The sequence below is a fragment of the Opitutaceae bacterium TAV5 genome (genome assembly GCA_000242935.3).
In the GTDB taxonomy this organism is placed as follows: Bacteria; Verrucomicrobiota; Verrucomicrobiia; order Opitutales; family Opitutaceae; genus Geminisphaera.
Window position 1 is genome coordinate 2,979,947 of the sequence record CP007053.1, and the last position, 14,866, is coordinate 2,994,812.

A 14,866-nucleotide genomic window follows, 5' to 3' on the forward strand; every position below is an offset into this window, starting at 1 on the left:
GTCCGCCACTTCAGTCTCCGGTCCTTGCGAGCGCAGCGAGCACCGTGCGCGTGCGGGCGATGGTGGCGCCTTCGGCGTTGGTGGCGGTGGCGGTGAGTTCATAAAAACCGGTGGCCGGGATGGAGAGTTGCAGGTAAACAGGACCGCCGCCGCCGCGTATGTCGTCGGTGGATTCTGCGGTGGAGACGGGTTTGGCTGCGCGGGGAGGGAGACGCCCGTCCACGTCGTAACGACGGAGTTCGAGGGTGACGGAGAGGCCCGGGAGGACGAGGCCGGTTTCGACTTCGATCTGGATGCTTTGCGGCCCGGCGCCGGTGAAAATGAGGCGTTGTTCGGAAGGGAACCGGAGTTCGACGGGCGTGGCGCGGGCGGCGAGCGGTGCAAGGATGAGGAGAGCCGCGAGGGCGAAGAAGGGGTTCAGTTTCATTTTTGCAGGATGAGATATTGCGGGAGGGGGCGGACTTTCCAGAGGTAGCCTTTTTCTCCGATCTCGATGGTTTGTTCGCCGCCTTGCCAGTCGCGGAGGAGGTAGCGGCCGGGCTTGGGGCGGATGTTGACGAGTTCGTGGTAAAGGCTCTGGACGCACCAGCCGGCGATCACGGAGTCGTCGTCACCGTTGCTGTATTCGTGAATGGCACAGGTGGCGTTTTCCATGATGGCTCGTTTCCAGGGACGGTCGCCCAGGGTATGGGTGAGGGTGGCGGTGGCGACGTAGGCGGGTTTGGGGGAGTAGTCTTTGCGGATGATGCCGAAGTTGTGTTCGGGGTTTTGCGGGTTGGTGCCGTCGTCGCGAAAATCATACCAGACGAGGACGTCCATGGTGCCGTGGCGGCGGGCGAGGAGGTAGGCGCGGGTAAGGAAAAGGGCCTGGAAGGGTTCGCCCTGCACGAAGCTGACGGGGGAGGTGAATGCGCCGTATTCGGTGACCCAGAGACCGAGTTTTTTGCCGTCGGACCGGAGGTTTTTGGGATTGTCGATAAAGCGGCGGAGGTGCTGCGACACGCTGGGGATGCTGACGCGGCCGATGGGGGAGTTCCAGGCGCCGTAGCCGTTGTCGGGCGTGCCGGGAGGCGTCATGTAGGGATGGATACTGAAGGCATCCATGGAGTCGAGGCCGCCGTGGCTGATGACGGCCGCGGCATAGTCGCCGCCGGGGCCGCCTCCGGCTCCGCCGCCGCCGCAACCGATGACGGTGGCGAGGGGGTCGAGTTTTTTGATGGCGGCGTAGACCTCTTTGAGGAGGAGGGTGTAGTGTTCGTTGGTCGGTTTGCCCCAGGCCTGGGGTTCGTTCCAGACTTCCCAGTGGCGGACCTGTTTGCCGTAGCGTTTGACGAGTTCGGTGGCGTAGCGGACGAAGAGGGCGCGGGTTTCGGCGGTTTCGGGAAAGCCTTTGGTGCCTTTGAAGGCTTCGGGGTAGGCGCGGGCGTTGCCGAAATCGAGAACGATGAGGGGAGAGAGACCGAGGTCGGCGGCTTGCCGGATGTAAGCGTCGTGATGGGGGCCGAACACAAAGGCGCCGGGGGTGCGCTCGACGGTGTCCCAGGAGACTTCGTCGCGGATGCGGGAGAAGCCGGCAAGTTTGATGAGGGCGAGGGTGGCGGGGACGGATTCGAGGTCGTCAGCGGTGGGGGTGTGGCCGAAGTGGGTGGCGGTGGCGAAATCGGCGGGACCCACTTCAGTGCGCGGGGGGACGGCGGCGCAGGAGACGTTGATGGCGGCAACGGGTTCGTCCGCGGTGTCGAGGGCGGTGAAAGTGATGTCGTAGAGGCCGAGGCGGGGGAGGTCGACCTTGAGAGTGAGGTCGCGGGTGTCTGCGGTGGTGGAGAGCGTGGCGACGGGGATGGGAGTGGTCGTCGTGGAGAGGGGTTTGGGGGCGATGCCGGCGGAGACATCATAGGCACGAACTTCGGTGCGAATGGTCGTGGCGCGGAGGGTCGCGGGGAGAGTGAGCCGCAGGTCTTTTTCTCCCGCACCCGGGGAGATGAGCGGATATTCACGGCCAGTGGCGGTGAGCCGTGGCGCCTCCGCGGCGGCCACGATGGCGGAGAGGAGTGTGGTCGCGCCGAGAGAGGCGAGGAGGAAACGGCGGAGAAGGGAGACGGTTGTCATAATTTAAGGGATACGTGTTTGGCGTTGGATCCGGGGATTGCCGGGAGGAGAAAGACGGAACGTGGTCAAGGTGCCGGGAAAAACCGGGAGGCGATGGAAAGCGAAGGAGGAGGCATGGAGGGCCTCGTCCGGCGGCCGGAAACCTCCTTCCCTGCGCTTTGCATTTTGTCACTCTCCGGAAACAACCTGGCCTTCGAGAGTGACGTTGCGGACGCGGACATCGATGGCGTCCTGATAGCCGATGCCGGCGACGCCGATGGTGGTGAAGCGGGTGTAGGTGGTGTCGGCTTCGGCAAGCTCGGGGCCGGGGATGTTTTTCATGGTGATGAGCTTGCTGGCGACGGTGACTTTGCCGTTGGAGATGGAGAGCCAGATGAGGTTGGTGTTGAACTGGTGCTCGCTTTCCCTGGTGCCGAGGATGGTCCAGCCGCCGGTGAGGCCGTTGTCGAGACGATAGAGGGTGGCGGTGCCGGCGCGACTGATCTGGGCAACATAGCCGTTGCCGGAGTCGTCGAGGAGGGCGAGGTTGTAATGGTAGGCGGAGGAGTTGCCGCCCCAGGCCATATTGAAAAGGGCGGTGAGTTTGGGGTTGGTTACGGCGCGGCCTTCGGCGAGGGGGCCTCCGGTGGTCAGCTTGCGGAAGAGCCAGCGTTGTTCTTCGGGTTGGGCGCGGCTCTGGAAGGTGACGGCCATGTCGAGTTTCTCTTTGGCAAGGCCCCAGGTCCAGGCGTGGGGGCGGGAGCCGTTGACGGAGTCGTCGGTATTGAGAGGGGCATACCAGCCGTTGCAGGTGCCGGGGGTGGGCTCGGCGGGGAAAAGGGTGCCTTTGGGGGTATCGCCGCCGAAGTTTTCCCGGAAGAGGGGCTGAGCGGTGGCGGCGGCAGCGGCAAGGAGGGCGAGGGTGGCGGCGAGAACGGGGGCGAGGTGCTGTTTCATGGATGGATTTTGCGGGTGGAAAAACGGGAGCCGGGAGGAGGGATGGAGGAGGGTCATCAGGCCGGCGCGTGGCGCGCCGGCCCGACCGGTGAGGATGTTATTGGCTGTTGGTTGCGGGAAATGCTCGGGCCAGGCGGCGACGTTTCCGGATGGCGGCTCCAGCGAGCATGGCGAGACCGGCCAGGATGGCGACGGTGGCGGGCTCGGGGATGGCGCTGGTGACGGAAACGATGCCGGTACCGGCATCGAAGGAGAATTCGAAGCCGGCGAGGTTGCTGGCGATCGTGATGAAATCGCCGCTTTTCGTGCCGGTGAAGGCAACGGATGCGCTGTTCAATTCGGAAGCGCTCCGGAACAGGTCGAAGGAGGCTCCGTCCTCCGGCGTGTAGCCGTCCAGGAAATTCAGATACAGCGTGCCGTTGAACGCGATGTTGAAGGCGCCGAGGTTGACGACGTCGTAACTGGAGGCGCTGGCGATATCGAAGACGGAGACGGACGTGGCGGCGAGGTTGATCGTGGGAATGCCGGAGACAGTCCCGGCGGCGCTGAAGGTGAGGGTGCCGGTCTGGCCGGCGGCGTCACCGGCGGAAAGGCCGCCGATGGAGCCGGAGGACCAGGTGACGTTGCCGGAGGAATTGATGGCGTGGTAGGTGCCGGAGCCGGTGATGCTGCCGGTGAGGGTGGTGGCGTAGCCGCCGGCGGTGTAGGTGGCGGCGGTGTTGATTTTCAGGTTGCCGGTGAGCGTGAGGGCGCTGCCGGTGCGGGTGAGGGCGGAGGCGTTGACGCCGTTGCCGACTTCGATGCTGGCCAGGGCGTTGGTGCTGGAAAAGGAGCCGGCGGTGCCGGTGTAGTGGAAGCGGGTGGAGGCTCCGAAGGTGGCGTTGGCAAACGCGTTGGCCCCCGTGCCTGTGGCCTGGAGGGTGAGGTCGCCCGTGACGGTGTTGGTATTGGCGGCGTTGAAGGTGTAGTTGGCAGCGACGATTTTTCCGGCGGTGGCGGCGGTGTTTTTGATATTCCATGTCGCACCGGTGAGGTTGGCGCTGATGAAATTGAGAGTGCTGGTGTTGGTGAGAGTGTGGCCGGCGGTGTCGAGGTTGAGGGTGGTGCCGGTGGAGGCTCCCCATACGCCGTCGGCGATGCCGTTGGTGAGGGCGAGATCGCCGCCGAGTTTGAGGGTGAGTTCGCTGTTGGCGGCGTAGTTGCCGAGGCGGATTTGGGTGATGACGCCGGAGCCGGTGGTGGCGAGGGTCTTGGTGCCGGTGGCGCCGCGGAGGGCGAGAATGGGGACGGTGATGTTGGTGGAGAAGGACTGGTCGGCGGCGCCGCTGGTGGCGTTGCCGTTGAGATAAATGTAGGGCAGGCCCTTGGTGCTGGCCAGGGTGTCGGAGAGTGTGACGTTGTTAAGGACGTTGGTCGCGCCTTTGAGCTGGAGGATGCCTTGTCCGGCGTTGCCGGCAACACGTTCGATGGTGCCGCCGTTGGCGGTGAAGTTGCCGAGGAGGGTGGTGCGGGTGTCGACGGCGGCGGCCGAGTTGAGGGTGATGAGGCCGCCGGCGTTGAGGGTGACGTTGGCATCAATGGTGGGACTGCTGGAGGAATCGGTGGCCAGGAGGACGGCGTTCTGGCCGATGGTGAGCGCGCCGCGAGTGGTGGCATCTCCGATTTTCAGGGTGGTGCCCGCGCCGAGTTGGAGTTGCGCGGTGCCGAGGGCGTCGTTGCCGCCGAGGGCAATGTCGCTGGCAATGGTCAGTGATTTGGAGACGAGTAGGGTGTTGGCGAAGCCGGACGCGGCCTGATCGAGGATCAGTGTGCCGAGCAGACCGCTGGCGGCGGAGTCATAGGTGACGGTCTGATCGGCGGAGCTGCCGGTGATGGTGGCGGTGTCGCCTGCTCCGGGAGCCGCGGTGTCGGGGGTCCAGTTGGTGGCGGCGGACCAGTTGCCATCGCCGCCGTTCCAGGCGGAATCAGCAGCGATGGCCGGTGTGGCGGCCAGCAGGACGGTGAGTGCCAGGGACATTACAGGGCGTCCGGCGGTGTGTTGGCGGGATATGTTCATGGTGGTTGATGTGTGCGGTGTGCGTTGCGGGTTTCCGGGGAGGGCCGGATGGGGGAAAGGGCTGGTCAGGTGCGCGGGTGTTGGAGGTTAGCAGCGAGGCGAAACGGGATCAGTAATTGTCGAGACCTTCCCACTGGGAGCGGCCACCGGAGGGAGGATTGCCGCCGGGAGCGACACCGCCGGCGATGTTGCTGCCTGTCAGTTTGATCCAGCGGGCGCTGCCACTCCAGGTGCCGACATGAAAGCCTTTGCCGTCCCATGGCTTGCGGTCGTTTTTGATGATGCCATCCAGCGATCCGTCCCACCAGTGGGTCAGGTCGGCAACGATGGCACGGCGGGCGGGGATATCGGAGTCGCGGTATTCGGCATAGCCGCTGTAGGGAGGAGAGAAAGAGTAGAGGTTGATCTGGTAACCGGCCATGAGCGTTTTCTGATACGCGATGGTGTGCTGAAGTCCGCCGGAGCTTCCGTTGGAATCACGCTGGTAGAATGGGCACATGAGCACATCGGGGGTCCGTGTAAGGGAAGAAGGATTGTTGTATTGTTCCTGCAATGACAGGTAGGGGAGGAGATAGCCGACGTTGTCGAGCGCGCCGTTGCTGTTGAGAATGAGCCTGGGGTCGCCGCTTTTGCGTGCCGGGAAAACGCCTTTGTTCTCCTGCCGGCACATCATGTGGGCGATGGCGAGTTGGCGGATGTTGGAGGCGTTGGCGGCCTTGCGGGCACTTTCGCGGACCTTGCTGACCGTCGGAATGATGATGGCGGCGAGAATGCCGATGATGGCGATGACGGTGAGGAGTTCGATGAGTGTGAAGGCGGATGCAGCCGGACGGGCAGCGGTGCGGGCATTGCGCAGGCAGGGGCGGGTTATCGGGGCGGAGGTAGCTGCGGGGTTCATGGATTTTGCGGCGTTATCGAGTGTCGGGTTTCAGGTGTCGGGCAGACGCGGGAATGGCGAGGGTTCTTCGGGAGCGGCGGAAGATGTCAGGGCATCCGGGGGCGGAGACTTTCGCCTTCGCGGAAATCGGGATTGATGAGGATTTGCCGGTCCTGGGCGCCGGTGTTGAGGAGGCGGAGAACGGCGGCGGCAAACTTGTCCATGGGGGTGACGAGGGTGGCGAGTTTGGGCTGGACGATGCGGGTGAGTTCGGAGCCGTCGTAGCCGAGGAGCGAGATGTCTTCGGGGACACGCACGCCGAGGCGGGAGAGGCCGAAGAGGGCGCCGGCGGCAGCGTCGTCGGAAATGCCGAAAATGGCGGTGGGGCGACGGTTCGCGGGACGCTGTTGCCAGAGATTTTTGATGGTGTGCGCGGAGGCTTCGGAGGAGTTTTCCCAGACGTGGGCGCCGCAGTGGAGAACTTCGGCTTCGGAGGGGACGTCCAGCCCCAGCTCGCGGGAAATCTGTTCGAAACAGGCCACGCGTTCGATGACTTCGGGGACTTCCTCGGGTTCGCTGACGAGAAAGAGGATGTGGCGGTGGCCGGCGCGGGTGAGGTGCTGGAGCCCGAGGCGGATGAAGGCGGGGTTGGAGATGCCGACGCTGTTGCAGGAGCAGCCGGGGAGGGGGGGGCCGATATGGACGGTGCGGTAGCCTTCCTGCGCGAGGAGGTTGTGGAGGTCGATGGTGGCATGGGGAGTGTTGCCGAGAAACACCACGCCGCCTTCGGAGGGTCCGAACGAGATCTGGCGTTTGCAGGTCTGCCAGTCGTCTCCGCGGTTGAAGGAGATCAGGGTGAGGGTGGCTCCCTGGGCACTGGTCCGGGCGGTAAGGGCGGCGAGGTGGGCGGAGTTGGAATAGCTGGGGAAGTTCGGGGCGATGACGGCGATGTTCCTGAGGGTGGTGTCACTGGCGGGGCGGCGAGTGATGACGGTGCCGAGGGCGCGTTTGCGCTGGATGAGGCCTTCTTCAACGAGGCCGTCGAGGGCGCGGCGGACGGTGGCCTGCGAGACGTTGAGGAGATCGATGAGGGTGTTTTCGGGGGTGAGTTTTTCGACGTGTGCAGGGGTGGACCGGATGACGCGGCGGAGCGAGGCGCGGAGCTGGACGTGGAGGGGGATGCCGTTGTCGCGGTCGAGAACGATGGAGCGAAGGTTTTCTTCCCAATTCCATGCCGGGCTGTTGGTTTCTCGATGGTCTCCCATCTTGTTCAAAACGCTGGCAGTCACTCGTCCGCCGCTGGCTTTTCGCGGCGCGGCAGATGTGGTGGTGACTGGGGTGATGAGGTTCGATGAAACCATTGTTCCTAAGTTTCGATTCTTCGAAGAATCGAAACTTGTGGTTTATTCGCAAGCTCAAAATAGGGGTTAATTTATAATGAGTTTGTGGTTAGTAGGTTATGGTGTAATTGTGCCTGTGATCAACACTTGCTCAGGCTTGGGCCGGGGCGGAATTGAGGGGCAATCAGAATCTGGCGAGGGGGGGATTCAGTGGAATCGTCGGTAGAGCGGGGTTCGTCGAGCAGTGAAAGGAGGGCGGCGGCAGAGGTGTCCATCGGTGTGACGAGGGTGGCGAGGCGGGGTTGGACGGCCTGGGTGAGCGGGGTGCCGTCGTACCCGAGCAGGGAAACATCGTCGGGAATCCGGACTCCGAGGTGGGCGAGGCTGTAAAGGGCGCCGACCACACAGGCGTCGGAAACGCCAAAAAGGGCGGTGGGGCGCTTGTTCGGAGCACGCTGTTTCCAGAGGGCGGTGACGGCGCGCCCGGAGACTTCGGAGGGATCGTCCCCGAATACGCAACCGCCATGGATGACTTCGGCGCGGGGGAGGCCGAGCTCCCGGGCGAGTTCCTCAAAATGGCGGACGCGCTCGACGACTTCGGGGTGTTGCTCGGGTTCGCCGACGAGAAAGGCGATGCGCTGGTGGCCGGCGTCGCGGAGGTGTTCGAGTCCGGTGCGGACGCAGGCGCGATTGTCGATGCCGACGGCGGGGCAACTGCATCCCTCAAGGGGAAGTCCGATGGCCGCGGTGCGGTAGCCTTGCGTGGCGAGAATATTGTGGAGGTCGTGAATCGTGGCGGGAGGAAAACCGCCGAGAAACAAGACGCCGCCTTCCGCCGGGGAAAAATCAATGCGGGACCGGGTCGATTGCCAGTCGTCGCCTCTGGTGATGGCGACGAGGGAGACTTTGGTGCCCCGCGCGTTGGCTTGCGTGGTGATGGCAGTGAGGTGGGCGGAGTTGGAGTAATTGTCGTTGCCGGGAAAAATGAGCGCGATCCGGGAGACGGCCTGGGTCGTGGCGGGGGCGATGCGCGCCTGGCCGGATGCCGGGGTGAACGGGGACAAGGTGTTCGGGCGGTTGCGGGTGATGAGGGTGCCGAGCGCCCGGCGGCGCAGGATGAGGCCCTCGTTGACGAGGCCGTCGAGCGCGGTGCGAATGGTGGCCTGCGAGACGCCGAGGAGCGTCATCAGCGTGTTTTCGGCAGGCAGTTTTTCGACGTGGGCCGGGACGGTTTGGAGGATGCGGCGGAGGGACGTGCGGATTTGAACGTGCAGCGGAATGCCGCCTTCACGGTCAATGACGATGGCGCGGATGAGTGGTTCCCATTCGAAGCTGGAAGCGGCAGGAGTGGCGGAGGGGAGTGATGAGTTGTTGGAGGTTGCGTTGTCCATTGCGCGGGAAACCGATTGTGCCGGTTCGATGCATGATGGCGGAGGATGTTGCAGGCAACGGCAATAGCTGGATTGGGGCGGCCAGGGCTTGGCGGCCTGGTGGAAGCGTCCGAATGCGATCCTGGCGGTCCGGCTGGGTCTTCTCTGGGCCGATCTCGAGGACTCGTTCGAGCGAGTCCCGCGCCCGCGCGACACCGAGGGGCCGAACGCCGCGCCGTGAGAGGACGTCGAAGTTTGCCGAGGGCGGTTGCATCAGGGACAGACAAAGATAGGCCAGAGATCGGGGGTCTTTTGGTCGCCGAGGCCGTCGGAGAGCTTGACCCATTGCTTGCGGCCCTTGGCGTCATTGTCGTTCACGATGAATGTGAGGCGGAAGCTGTCGGAGGGCGGTTTCCCGTCCTTGCCGCCGAGCGCGGCCCACGGCAGGCGGATGCGATAGGTGGCGGCGGCGGATTGGTCGCGCGAGACGGTGTAGTTGACCGGCGGATCCAGGCGTCCGAGCGGGAGGGCGCTGTCGGGCGTGGTGGAAAAGACCCAGCCGCCGGTCTTGCCGTCGTTGCCGAGCGCGAGGCCGAGTTCGATGTAGCCTGAATCGGTTTCAAGCAGCCGGATGCCGATCTGGAGGCTGTCCCCGGCCCAGAGTTCTTCCCGGATGTTGGTCTGGTGATGGACATCGTCACGGGCGACCACCTCGATGTGCAGGGCCGCGCCATCATGGGCGATACGGGCGGTGGCGCTGAGGTCGCCGGGGCCGTGCCAGTGCATGGCGGGCAAGGGCTCGGCGGAGTAGAGGTTGAAGATGTCGGTCTGGCGGTCGAGCCGGGCGAGGGGAGGGAGGCTTCCGATCCCGGAACCGGAGGCGAGCGCGGGGACTTGTTTCGCGAGAACGAGGGGGATGCGTGCCGGCAGGTCAAGACCGGCTTCCGGGATGGAAAGGTGGAGATTGAGCACAGGACGGTGCTTGTCGTTGGATGATGGCGGCGGGGATGCCGGGGCGAGGTGCAGGTCGAGCGATTGGCGAACGGTTTCACCGGGCTTGAGGGTGATTGGCGGATGGTCCGCGGGCAGGGTGAGGCCGGGGAGGTCGGAGGTGAGCCGGAGTTGCGCGGTGGCGGCGGCAGCGAGTGGATTTGATATCTGGATACGCAGGGGGGAGGGCGCATCGGGGATGAGGACGAGAAGCGGCGGTGCGTCGAGGATGGGCTTGATAACGAGGCGTGGAGCCTGGTCGTGGTTTATATGAACATAAACGGGCTCACGGGAGAGGTCGATCACGGCGCCCTGATCGGTGATGGAGGCGGGAAGGGGGTTGCCCATGAGGTTGAGCACTTGAGTTATGCGAGCTTGTGAGTTGTCCGTGCCGAGCCAGACCGGGACGTTTCGGCTGGAACCTTCCTGCCAGAGGACAAGGACGTGCGAGGCGTGTTGGCCGGCCGGGGAGTCCGTCCGTTCGTAAAGGTGCGCCCACGTGCCGGGAGGAAGCTCGGCGGCGGGAAGGGAGCTGTGGTAGCGGGCGGAGCCGAGTTCGCGGATGAGGTTTTGGTAGGCGGACCAGGCGGGTTTGGGCTGGCCGTCGTAGCGCGTCAGGCCGAAGTGGTGTTCGGGTTCGCGCGGATCGAGGCCGTCGTCGCGGAGGTTGTACCAGAAGTAGGCGGAGATGCCCTGCGCGGGCGAGGTCGTGAGCTTTTTCACGAGGGTGAGAGCCTGCTCATGTTCTCCACCGGCGAGAAGGGTGTGGTGCCCGCCTTCGTTGATCCAGAGCGGCATGTCGGGAGAGAGGTTTGCCAGGTGCTCGCCGACTTCGGCCCGGCGGGTGAGGAACTGGGCAAAGGTATGGTAATCATGATACGCAAAAACGTCCCAGTTGGACTTGTCGGCCCTGGCGACAAACGTTTGGACGAAGTCGGGATTGGGCTGGCGCTTGACCATGGCGAGGCCGCCGTTGAGGACCTGGGCGCGCGGGGAGGCTTTTTTGATGAGGGCGGAGCTTGTGTTAAAAAGCTCGATATACTGTTCGGTGGTGGCGCGCCAGAAGCTGATGTCGGGCTCGTTCCAGATTTCCCAATAGCGGGCGCGCTCGCCGTAGCGTTCCATGACGGTGCGGACGTAAGTGTGCCACGGGGTGAGGCGGGGGGCGGTTTTGTTCCAGTCGTTCCAGTCCTTGGCGTTGGGGTCGCCGGTGGAGGCCCAGCGGGTGGTGTAGGCGAAGATGGGCTGGATTTCGATGCCGAGCGGGGTGAGGGTGTCGAGGACTTGGTCGGCGGCTTTCCAGTTCCATTGTCCCTCGGAGGGCTGGGTGCTTTCCCAGCCGGCGAGTTCGGTGCGGATAATATCGATACCGAGGCGGTCGGCGAGGGCGGCTTCTTTTTCGAAGAGGGGCGTGCCGATGTGGCGGCGCATGTGGGAGCAGAGGCCGTAGCGGAAGTGCCGGCCGGTGCTGCGCGGAGTGTGGCCGACGGAAAAGGTGCGCGTCTGGCGGTCGATCAGGGCGTCGCTGGTGTCGCGGAGTTCGAGGGCGACTTCGTGCCAGCCAAGGGCGGATGGCGTGTGATCGAGGTTGATGACGGCGTTGTCGCCAGGTGGGATTGCAGGGACGGGGATTTCTCCGGAGGGAGCGGGTGTATCGGACGGGTTCGCTTGCGGCCAGGCGGAGACTGTCCAGACCAGACGGGAACCGCTCAAGGGAGTTGTCGTGGAGGGATTGACCAGCGTGATTCTCCATTTCAGGGATTCGCCGGGAGCGTAAACTTCCACGGGCTGGCCGGTGCGGATTTTGCGAATGGCGGACGGTGGCCGGGTTCCTGGCGGATTTGCCGCGTGCGATGCAACGGGATCAACGATACAGGCGAGCGCGGTCAGAGCCGCAAGGGAGACGAGGCGAAGCGGGGGATGTGAAAATTTCACGGGACGGCGGTGACATCGATGTTGTCGAGGAAGAGGATGGCGGCGCCATGGCGGTCAACCGGGGCGAAGTCGGCGACGGTGGAAAGGCGGTCGATGGACTTGGGCGCGGAGGCGAGCCAGGGAACGGCGTTGGCGACTTTTTTGCCGTCAAGCCAAAGGTCGAGGGTGCGGGCGGTGATGTCGAGTTCTGCCTTGAGAGCGTGCCATTTGCCGGGTTGGTAAGCTCCCACCGTGAGGCGGGTGGTGTCGCCTTTGTTGGCGTGGAGGATGATTTTGCCATCGGCAAGAAGGACGGCGGCGGCCGAGCTGTCCCAGGAGCCGCCGAGGAAGTGAATGCCGAGGAAGGGCGGCTCGACGGGAACCAGAAACTCCCAGGAGAGAGTCAGGCGTCCGGAGGTTGGGGCCTTGTCTTTCCAGGGGAATACCAGACTCGAACTTTTGTTAAGGGCCGGAGAGTTGTCGTGGATGGCGATCACGTTGAGGCGATCTTTTCCGGTGGCGGTGGACTCGGAGCCGGGGAATTGATCGGTGATCTCGATGCGGCCGAATTCGCGTTCAGACGGACCTTCCCACGGAATGATGTGCGGGTAGCGGCCGGAAGCTACGTGGCCAACGGGCAGGGAATCGAAGTTCTCTTTGACGAGCGTTTGGGCGGTGAGTGAGGGCAATGGCAGAGTAACCAAAAGTGCGACAAGCATTGCGGATGCGTTAATGAGTGCGGTGGTATTCATGGAGAGAGAAATGCGTATTCGGATTGCGAGGAAGGATTGGGCGCGGCTGTTTTGATTCCCGGCTTAGAACGCCCGCTCTTCGTTATCCCCGGTTTTAAGCAGATAGTAGTTGAGGCCGTCTTTCGGGATTGCTTCGACATGACCGTCCACGAACAAGACGTTGTCGCGTCCTTTGTGCCAGAGTGCCTGGAAATCCCGATACATGTAGGCGTAGTTGCGAATGAATACAGTGCCGGTGTTTGAATCGACGACGAGGGCGGTGATGCTGGGGCGCGTGAATTGGGTGATGCTTCGGGCTGTTGAGATATCGGTGTCGTTATCGCCAAAGCAGTTCATGCTGTAGGAGAGACGCGGGATGTCGCCGGGGCCGTCCATGTTATAATTGCCTTTGCCAGGATCGTGAAAAACGCCGCCATAAATCGCGGATATTTTCCCGTTAAAATCGCTGACCGCCGGTTTTTTGTTTTCCATGTAAGGCTGGAGGGCGGTCATCCAGACATCATTGTACCAATCGCCGCCTGATGCGCGTGGCGGCGGAAAAAATCCCTTGTTGGCCTCCGCGTAAAGCGACATGGCGACACCGATTTGGCGCAGGTTGCTTTTGCAAACGGCGGCGCGACCGCTTTTGCGAACTTCACCAACCGTGGGAATGAGGATGGCGGCGAGGATGCCGATGATGGCGATGACGGTGAGCAGCTCAATGAGGGTGAATCCACGCCGGATAGAGGATTGGCATATGTTGGTGATGGGCGGGAATTGGATATGCGTTGCCATGGGAAGAAGCAGAGTTTGGGTGGACGGGGAAAAAGCCGGATTCGAATGGAGAAGTGAATTGGGGTTACCTTACAGGCGGGTTTTAGAAAGGCAGGGAAAGAAATGGTTGCCATGTAAACCTGCTGCGAGGCCCCTCTTGTAAGGTGATCAGTTTGGCGGTGAAGAGAGAGGGGCGGCAATCAGGGGACGGAGGAGACTCGCTTTTGGAATCGGGCGCTTTTTGGTTTGCGGAGGCGGCCAGCAAGGACGGTTTCCTGGTCATGGGCGAAGGGTGTTGTCGGGCCATTTCATGAGGTAATAATTCACACCATTTTGGGGCAGGGCTTCAACGTGGCCGTCGGCACGTACAGTTCGCCGGAGCTGAGACCTTTTGATGGTAAGGGGGACCGAGGCTTGCGGGCTCTGAAAGCTGCCGCCGGCAACGGCGCAGGCGAAAAGGTTGTCCTGCGTGGCCGTGGACGGATAGGCGGCATCGCCGGTGGGGTTGGCTGTTCCCGATGAGGGATTGGCGTCTCCGAATGCAGTGCAACTAAGGGTGAGCGGAGTCGCGGCGCCGGTGCTGTCGATGAGCGGGACATTGGAGCCCCCTCCGGGGACGGTGATGTTGTTCCAGCCAGGTACGGTTGTCGGGTTGGCAGATGATCCGAAGTCGATATAGATCGTAGCGGAATGGCATGCAAGCGGAGCAAGCAACGAGAACGCCAGGATTTTGAGGAATGTTTTCATGGTTTTTGATGTAATGTTTGGGTGGACTGACGAGGTGAGGACGGCACTTTGGCGGGTGTCGATTTGGTCTGTAAAACCAGATAGCCATGTTTTCGATACAAACTGTATCTATATAGTTGTGACATTCAGCATGATGATCCGGCCATTGCCGGGTGGATACAATGAAGGCGCACCGGATGCGGGTGCGTCTTTTTTCAATACGGATGATTCGATTATTGGGATGAGGGGGAGGACGGTTCAGCGAGAGGCTGATATCGGAGCGTTATGCGCCTTGGAATGGACGGAGTCGGCGGTCTTTTTTCCTCGGTGCATAATGAGAGGTGCTGTGGCGTATATCATTGGCCGTTACCTGAGCGGAGCGCCGCTTTGTGGCGGCGTCGCCAGAAAGCGAGGCAGATCGCGCATGCGCCGAAGAGCGCGGCATAGGTGACGGGCTCGGGGATGTTCCCTGTTGTGAGGGTGGCGCTCAGTTGCTCGACAGGCGACGAGCCCCCTGTCGGAATGGAAAATGCATAAAGGCTGTAGAGACCGCCAGTATCGGCAGGGGCCACCCACGCCATCATAGAATTATCAACTATTGCATCCGAGCGAAAAAAACCGTAGTTTAAGCCTGATGTGACGATGGAACCTGCATCCGTAACGGTCGGAAACCAGTAGAATGCCAGCAGGTCACCAACATTAAGACCAGGAATATCGGAATATGAATATGTGCTCAAAGTTCCTCCAAAACCGTTTACCCCGCCCAGATCAACAGCGGTGTAAGTATTGAGAATATATACATTGTCCGCGCCAAAAGTGGAGCCGGTCGAGAAAGTGGACCCGACAAGCGCCTCGTCTTGGGCGAAACCCGCCCCAGTGGTATCGACGACCAAGACACCGATCACACCAAGAGCCACCGGCGCGCCGGATGCATCGAATGTCTCAATCTGAAAATCTATGGCAATATTCGCAAGTGACATGCCTGCGCTTGCACATATAATCAGGAAGAGCTTCGTGGTTTTATTCAACATGATCATTGTTTT

General features: G+C 62.6%; 12 protein-coding genes. All 12 read right to left on the reverse strand.

Annotation, left to right across the window (positions count from 1 at the left end; all coding sequences use genetic code 11):
- Positions 1 to 10: 10 nt before the first annotated feature.
- Positions 11 to 427, reverse strand: coding sequence for a hypothetical protein (locus OPIT5_12960; GenBank protein AHF90984.1), 417 nt, complete (start codon positions 425 to 427; stop codon positions 11 to 13).
- The gene (locus OPIT5_12965) at positions 424 to 2,109 is read right to left on the reverse strand and encodes a beta-glucosidase (GenBank protein ID AHF90985.1); all 1,686 of its coding nucleotides are present in this window, start codon (positions 2,107 to 2,109) and stop codon (positions 424 to 426) included. Before OPIT5_12965 ends, OPIT5_12960 begins: the two co-directional genes overlap by 4 nt.
- Before the next feature lie 168 nt (positions 2,110 to 2,277).
- Entirely contained in the window at positions 2,278 to 3,045 is a 768-nt protein-coding gene (locus tag OPIT5_12970) for a hypothetical protein (GenBank protein AHF90986.1), read from the reverse strand.
- A gap of 97 nt (positions 3,046 to 3,142) precedes the next feature.
- The gene (locus OPIT5_12975) at positions 3,143 to 5,062 is read right to left on the reverse strand and encodes an anchor protein (GenBank protein ID AHF90987.1); all 1,920 of its coding nucleotides are present in this window, start codon (positions 5,060 to 5,062) and stop codon (positions 3,143 to 3,145) included.
- A 148-nt stretch (positions 5,063 to 5,210) separates the two neighbouring features.
- Complete coding sequence (locus tag OPIT5_12980) at positions 5,211 to 5,999, reverse strand: N-terminal cleavage protein (protein AHF90988.1); 789 nt, start codon at positions 5,997 to 5,999, stop codon at positions 5,211 to 5,213.
- A gap of 86 nt (positions 6,000 to 6,085) precedes the next feature.
- Positions 6,086 to 7,339: a transcriptional regulator gene (locus OPIT5_12985; GenBank protein ID AHF90989.1), complete on the reverse strand. Its 1,254-nt coding sequence runs from the start codon at positions 7,337 to 7,339 to the stop codon at positions 6,086 to 6,088.
- Between the two features lie 119 nt (positions 7,340 to 7,458).
- On the reverse strand, positions 7,459 to 8,709 hold the full coding sequence (locus tag OPIT5_12990; protein AHF90990.1) for a transcriptional regulator: 1,251 nt from the start codon (positions 8,707 to 8,709) through the stop codon (positions 7,459 to 7,461).
- 252 nt (positions 8,710 to 8,961) lie between these two features.
- Positions 8,962 to 11,613, reverse strand: a complete 2,652-nt coding sequence (locus OPIT5_12995; protein ID AHF90991.1) for a glycoside hydrolase family 10 — start codon at positions 11,611 to 11,613, stop codon at positions 8,962 to 8,964.
- Positions 11,610 to 12,281, reverse strand: coding sequence for a hypothetical protein (locus OPIT5_13000; GenBank protein ID AHF90992.1), 672 nt, complete (start codon positions 12,279 to 12,281; stop codon positions 11,610 to 11,612). Before OPIT5_13000 ends, OPIT5_12995 begins: the two co-directional genes overlap by 4 nt.
- 126 nt (positions 12,282 to 12,407) lie before the next feature.
- Entirely contained in the window at positions 12,408 to 13,118 is a 711-nt protein-coding gene (locus tag OPIT5_13005) for a hypothetical protein (protein AHF90993.1), read from the reverse strand.
- Positions 13,119 to 13,376: 258 nt separating this feature from the next.
- Positions 13,377 to 13,844 (reverse strand): hypothetical protein, encoded by a 468-nt coding sequence (locus OPIT5_13010; GenBank protein AHF94349.1) that lies wholly within the window; start codon positions 13,842 to 13,844, stop codon positions 13,377 to 13,379.
- A 335-nt stretch (positions 13,845 to 14,179) separates the two neighbouring features.
- Positions 14,180 to 14,860 carry a hypothetical protein gene (locus OPIT5_13015; protein AHF94350.1) on the reverse strand — a complete coding sequence of 227 codons (681 nt, stop codon included), beginning with the start codon at positions 14,858 to 14,860 and terminating at the stop codon, positions 14,180 to 14,182.
- Positions 14,861 to 14,866 lie beyond the last annotated feature (6 nt).

Bases quoted from the DNA above. Each gene is read 5' to 3' on its own strand.
- OPIT5_12960 (AHF90984.1), bottom strand. From the start codon at position 427: ATGAAACTGAACCCCTTCTTCGCCCTCGCGGCTCTCCTCATCCTTGCA.
- OPIT5_12975 (AHF90987.1), bottom strand. From the start codon at position 5,062: ATGTCCCTGGCACTCACCGTCCTGCTGGCCGCCACACCGGCCATCGCT.
- OPIT5_12970 (AHF90986.1), bottom strand. From the start codon at position 3,045: ATGAAACAGCACCTCGCCCCCGTTCTCGCCGCCACCCTCGCCCTCCTT.
- OPIT5_13015 (AHF94350.1), bottom strand. From the start codon at position 14,860: ATGATCATGTTGAATAAAACCACGAAGCTCTTCCTGATTATATGTGCA.
- OPIT5_13010 (AHF94349.1), bottom strand. From the start codon at position 13,844: ATGAAAACATTCCTCAAAATCCTGGCGTTCTCGTTGCTTGCTCCGCTT.
- OPIT5_12990 (AHF90990.1), bottom strand. From the start codon at position 8,709: ATGGACAACGCAACCTCCAACAACTCATCACTCCCCTCCGCCACTCCT.
- OPIT5_13005 (AHF90993.1), bottom strand. From the start codon at position 13,118: ATGGCAACGCATATCCAATTCCCGCCCATCACCAACATATGCCAATCC.
- OPIT5_12985 (AHF90989.1), bottom strand. From the start codon at position 7,339: ATGGTTTCATCGAACCTCATCACCCCAGTCACCACCACATCTGCCGCG.
- OPIT5_12965 (AHF90985.1), bottom strand. From the start codon at position 2,109: ATGACAACCGTCTCCCTTCTCCGCCGTTTCCTCCTCGCCTCTCTCGGC.
- OPIT5_12980 (AHF90988.1), bottom strand. From the start codon at position 5,999: ATGAACCCCGCAGCTACCTCCGCCCCGATAACCCGCCCCTGCCTGCGC.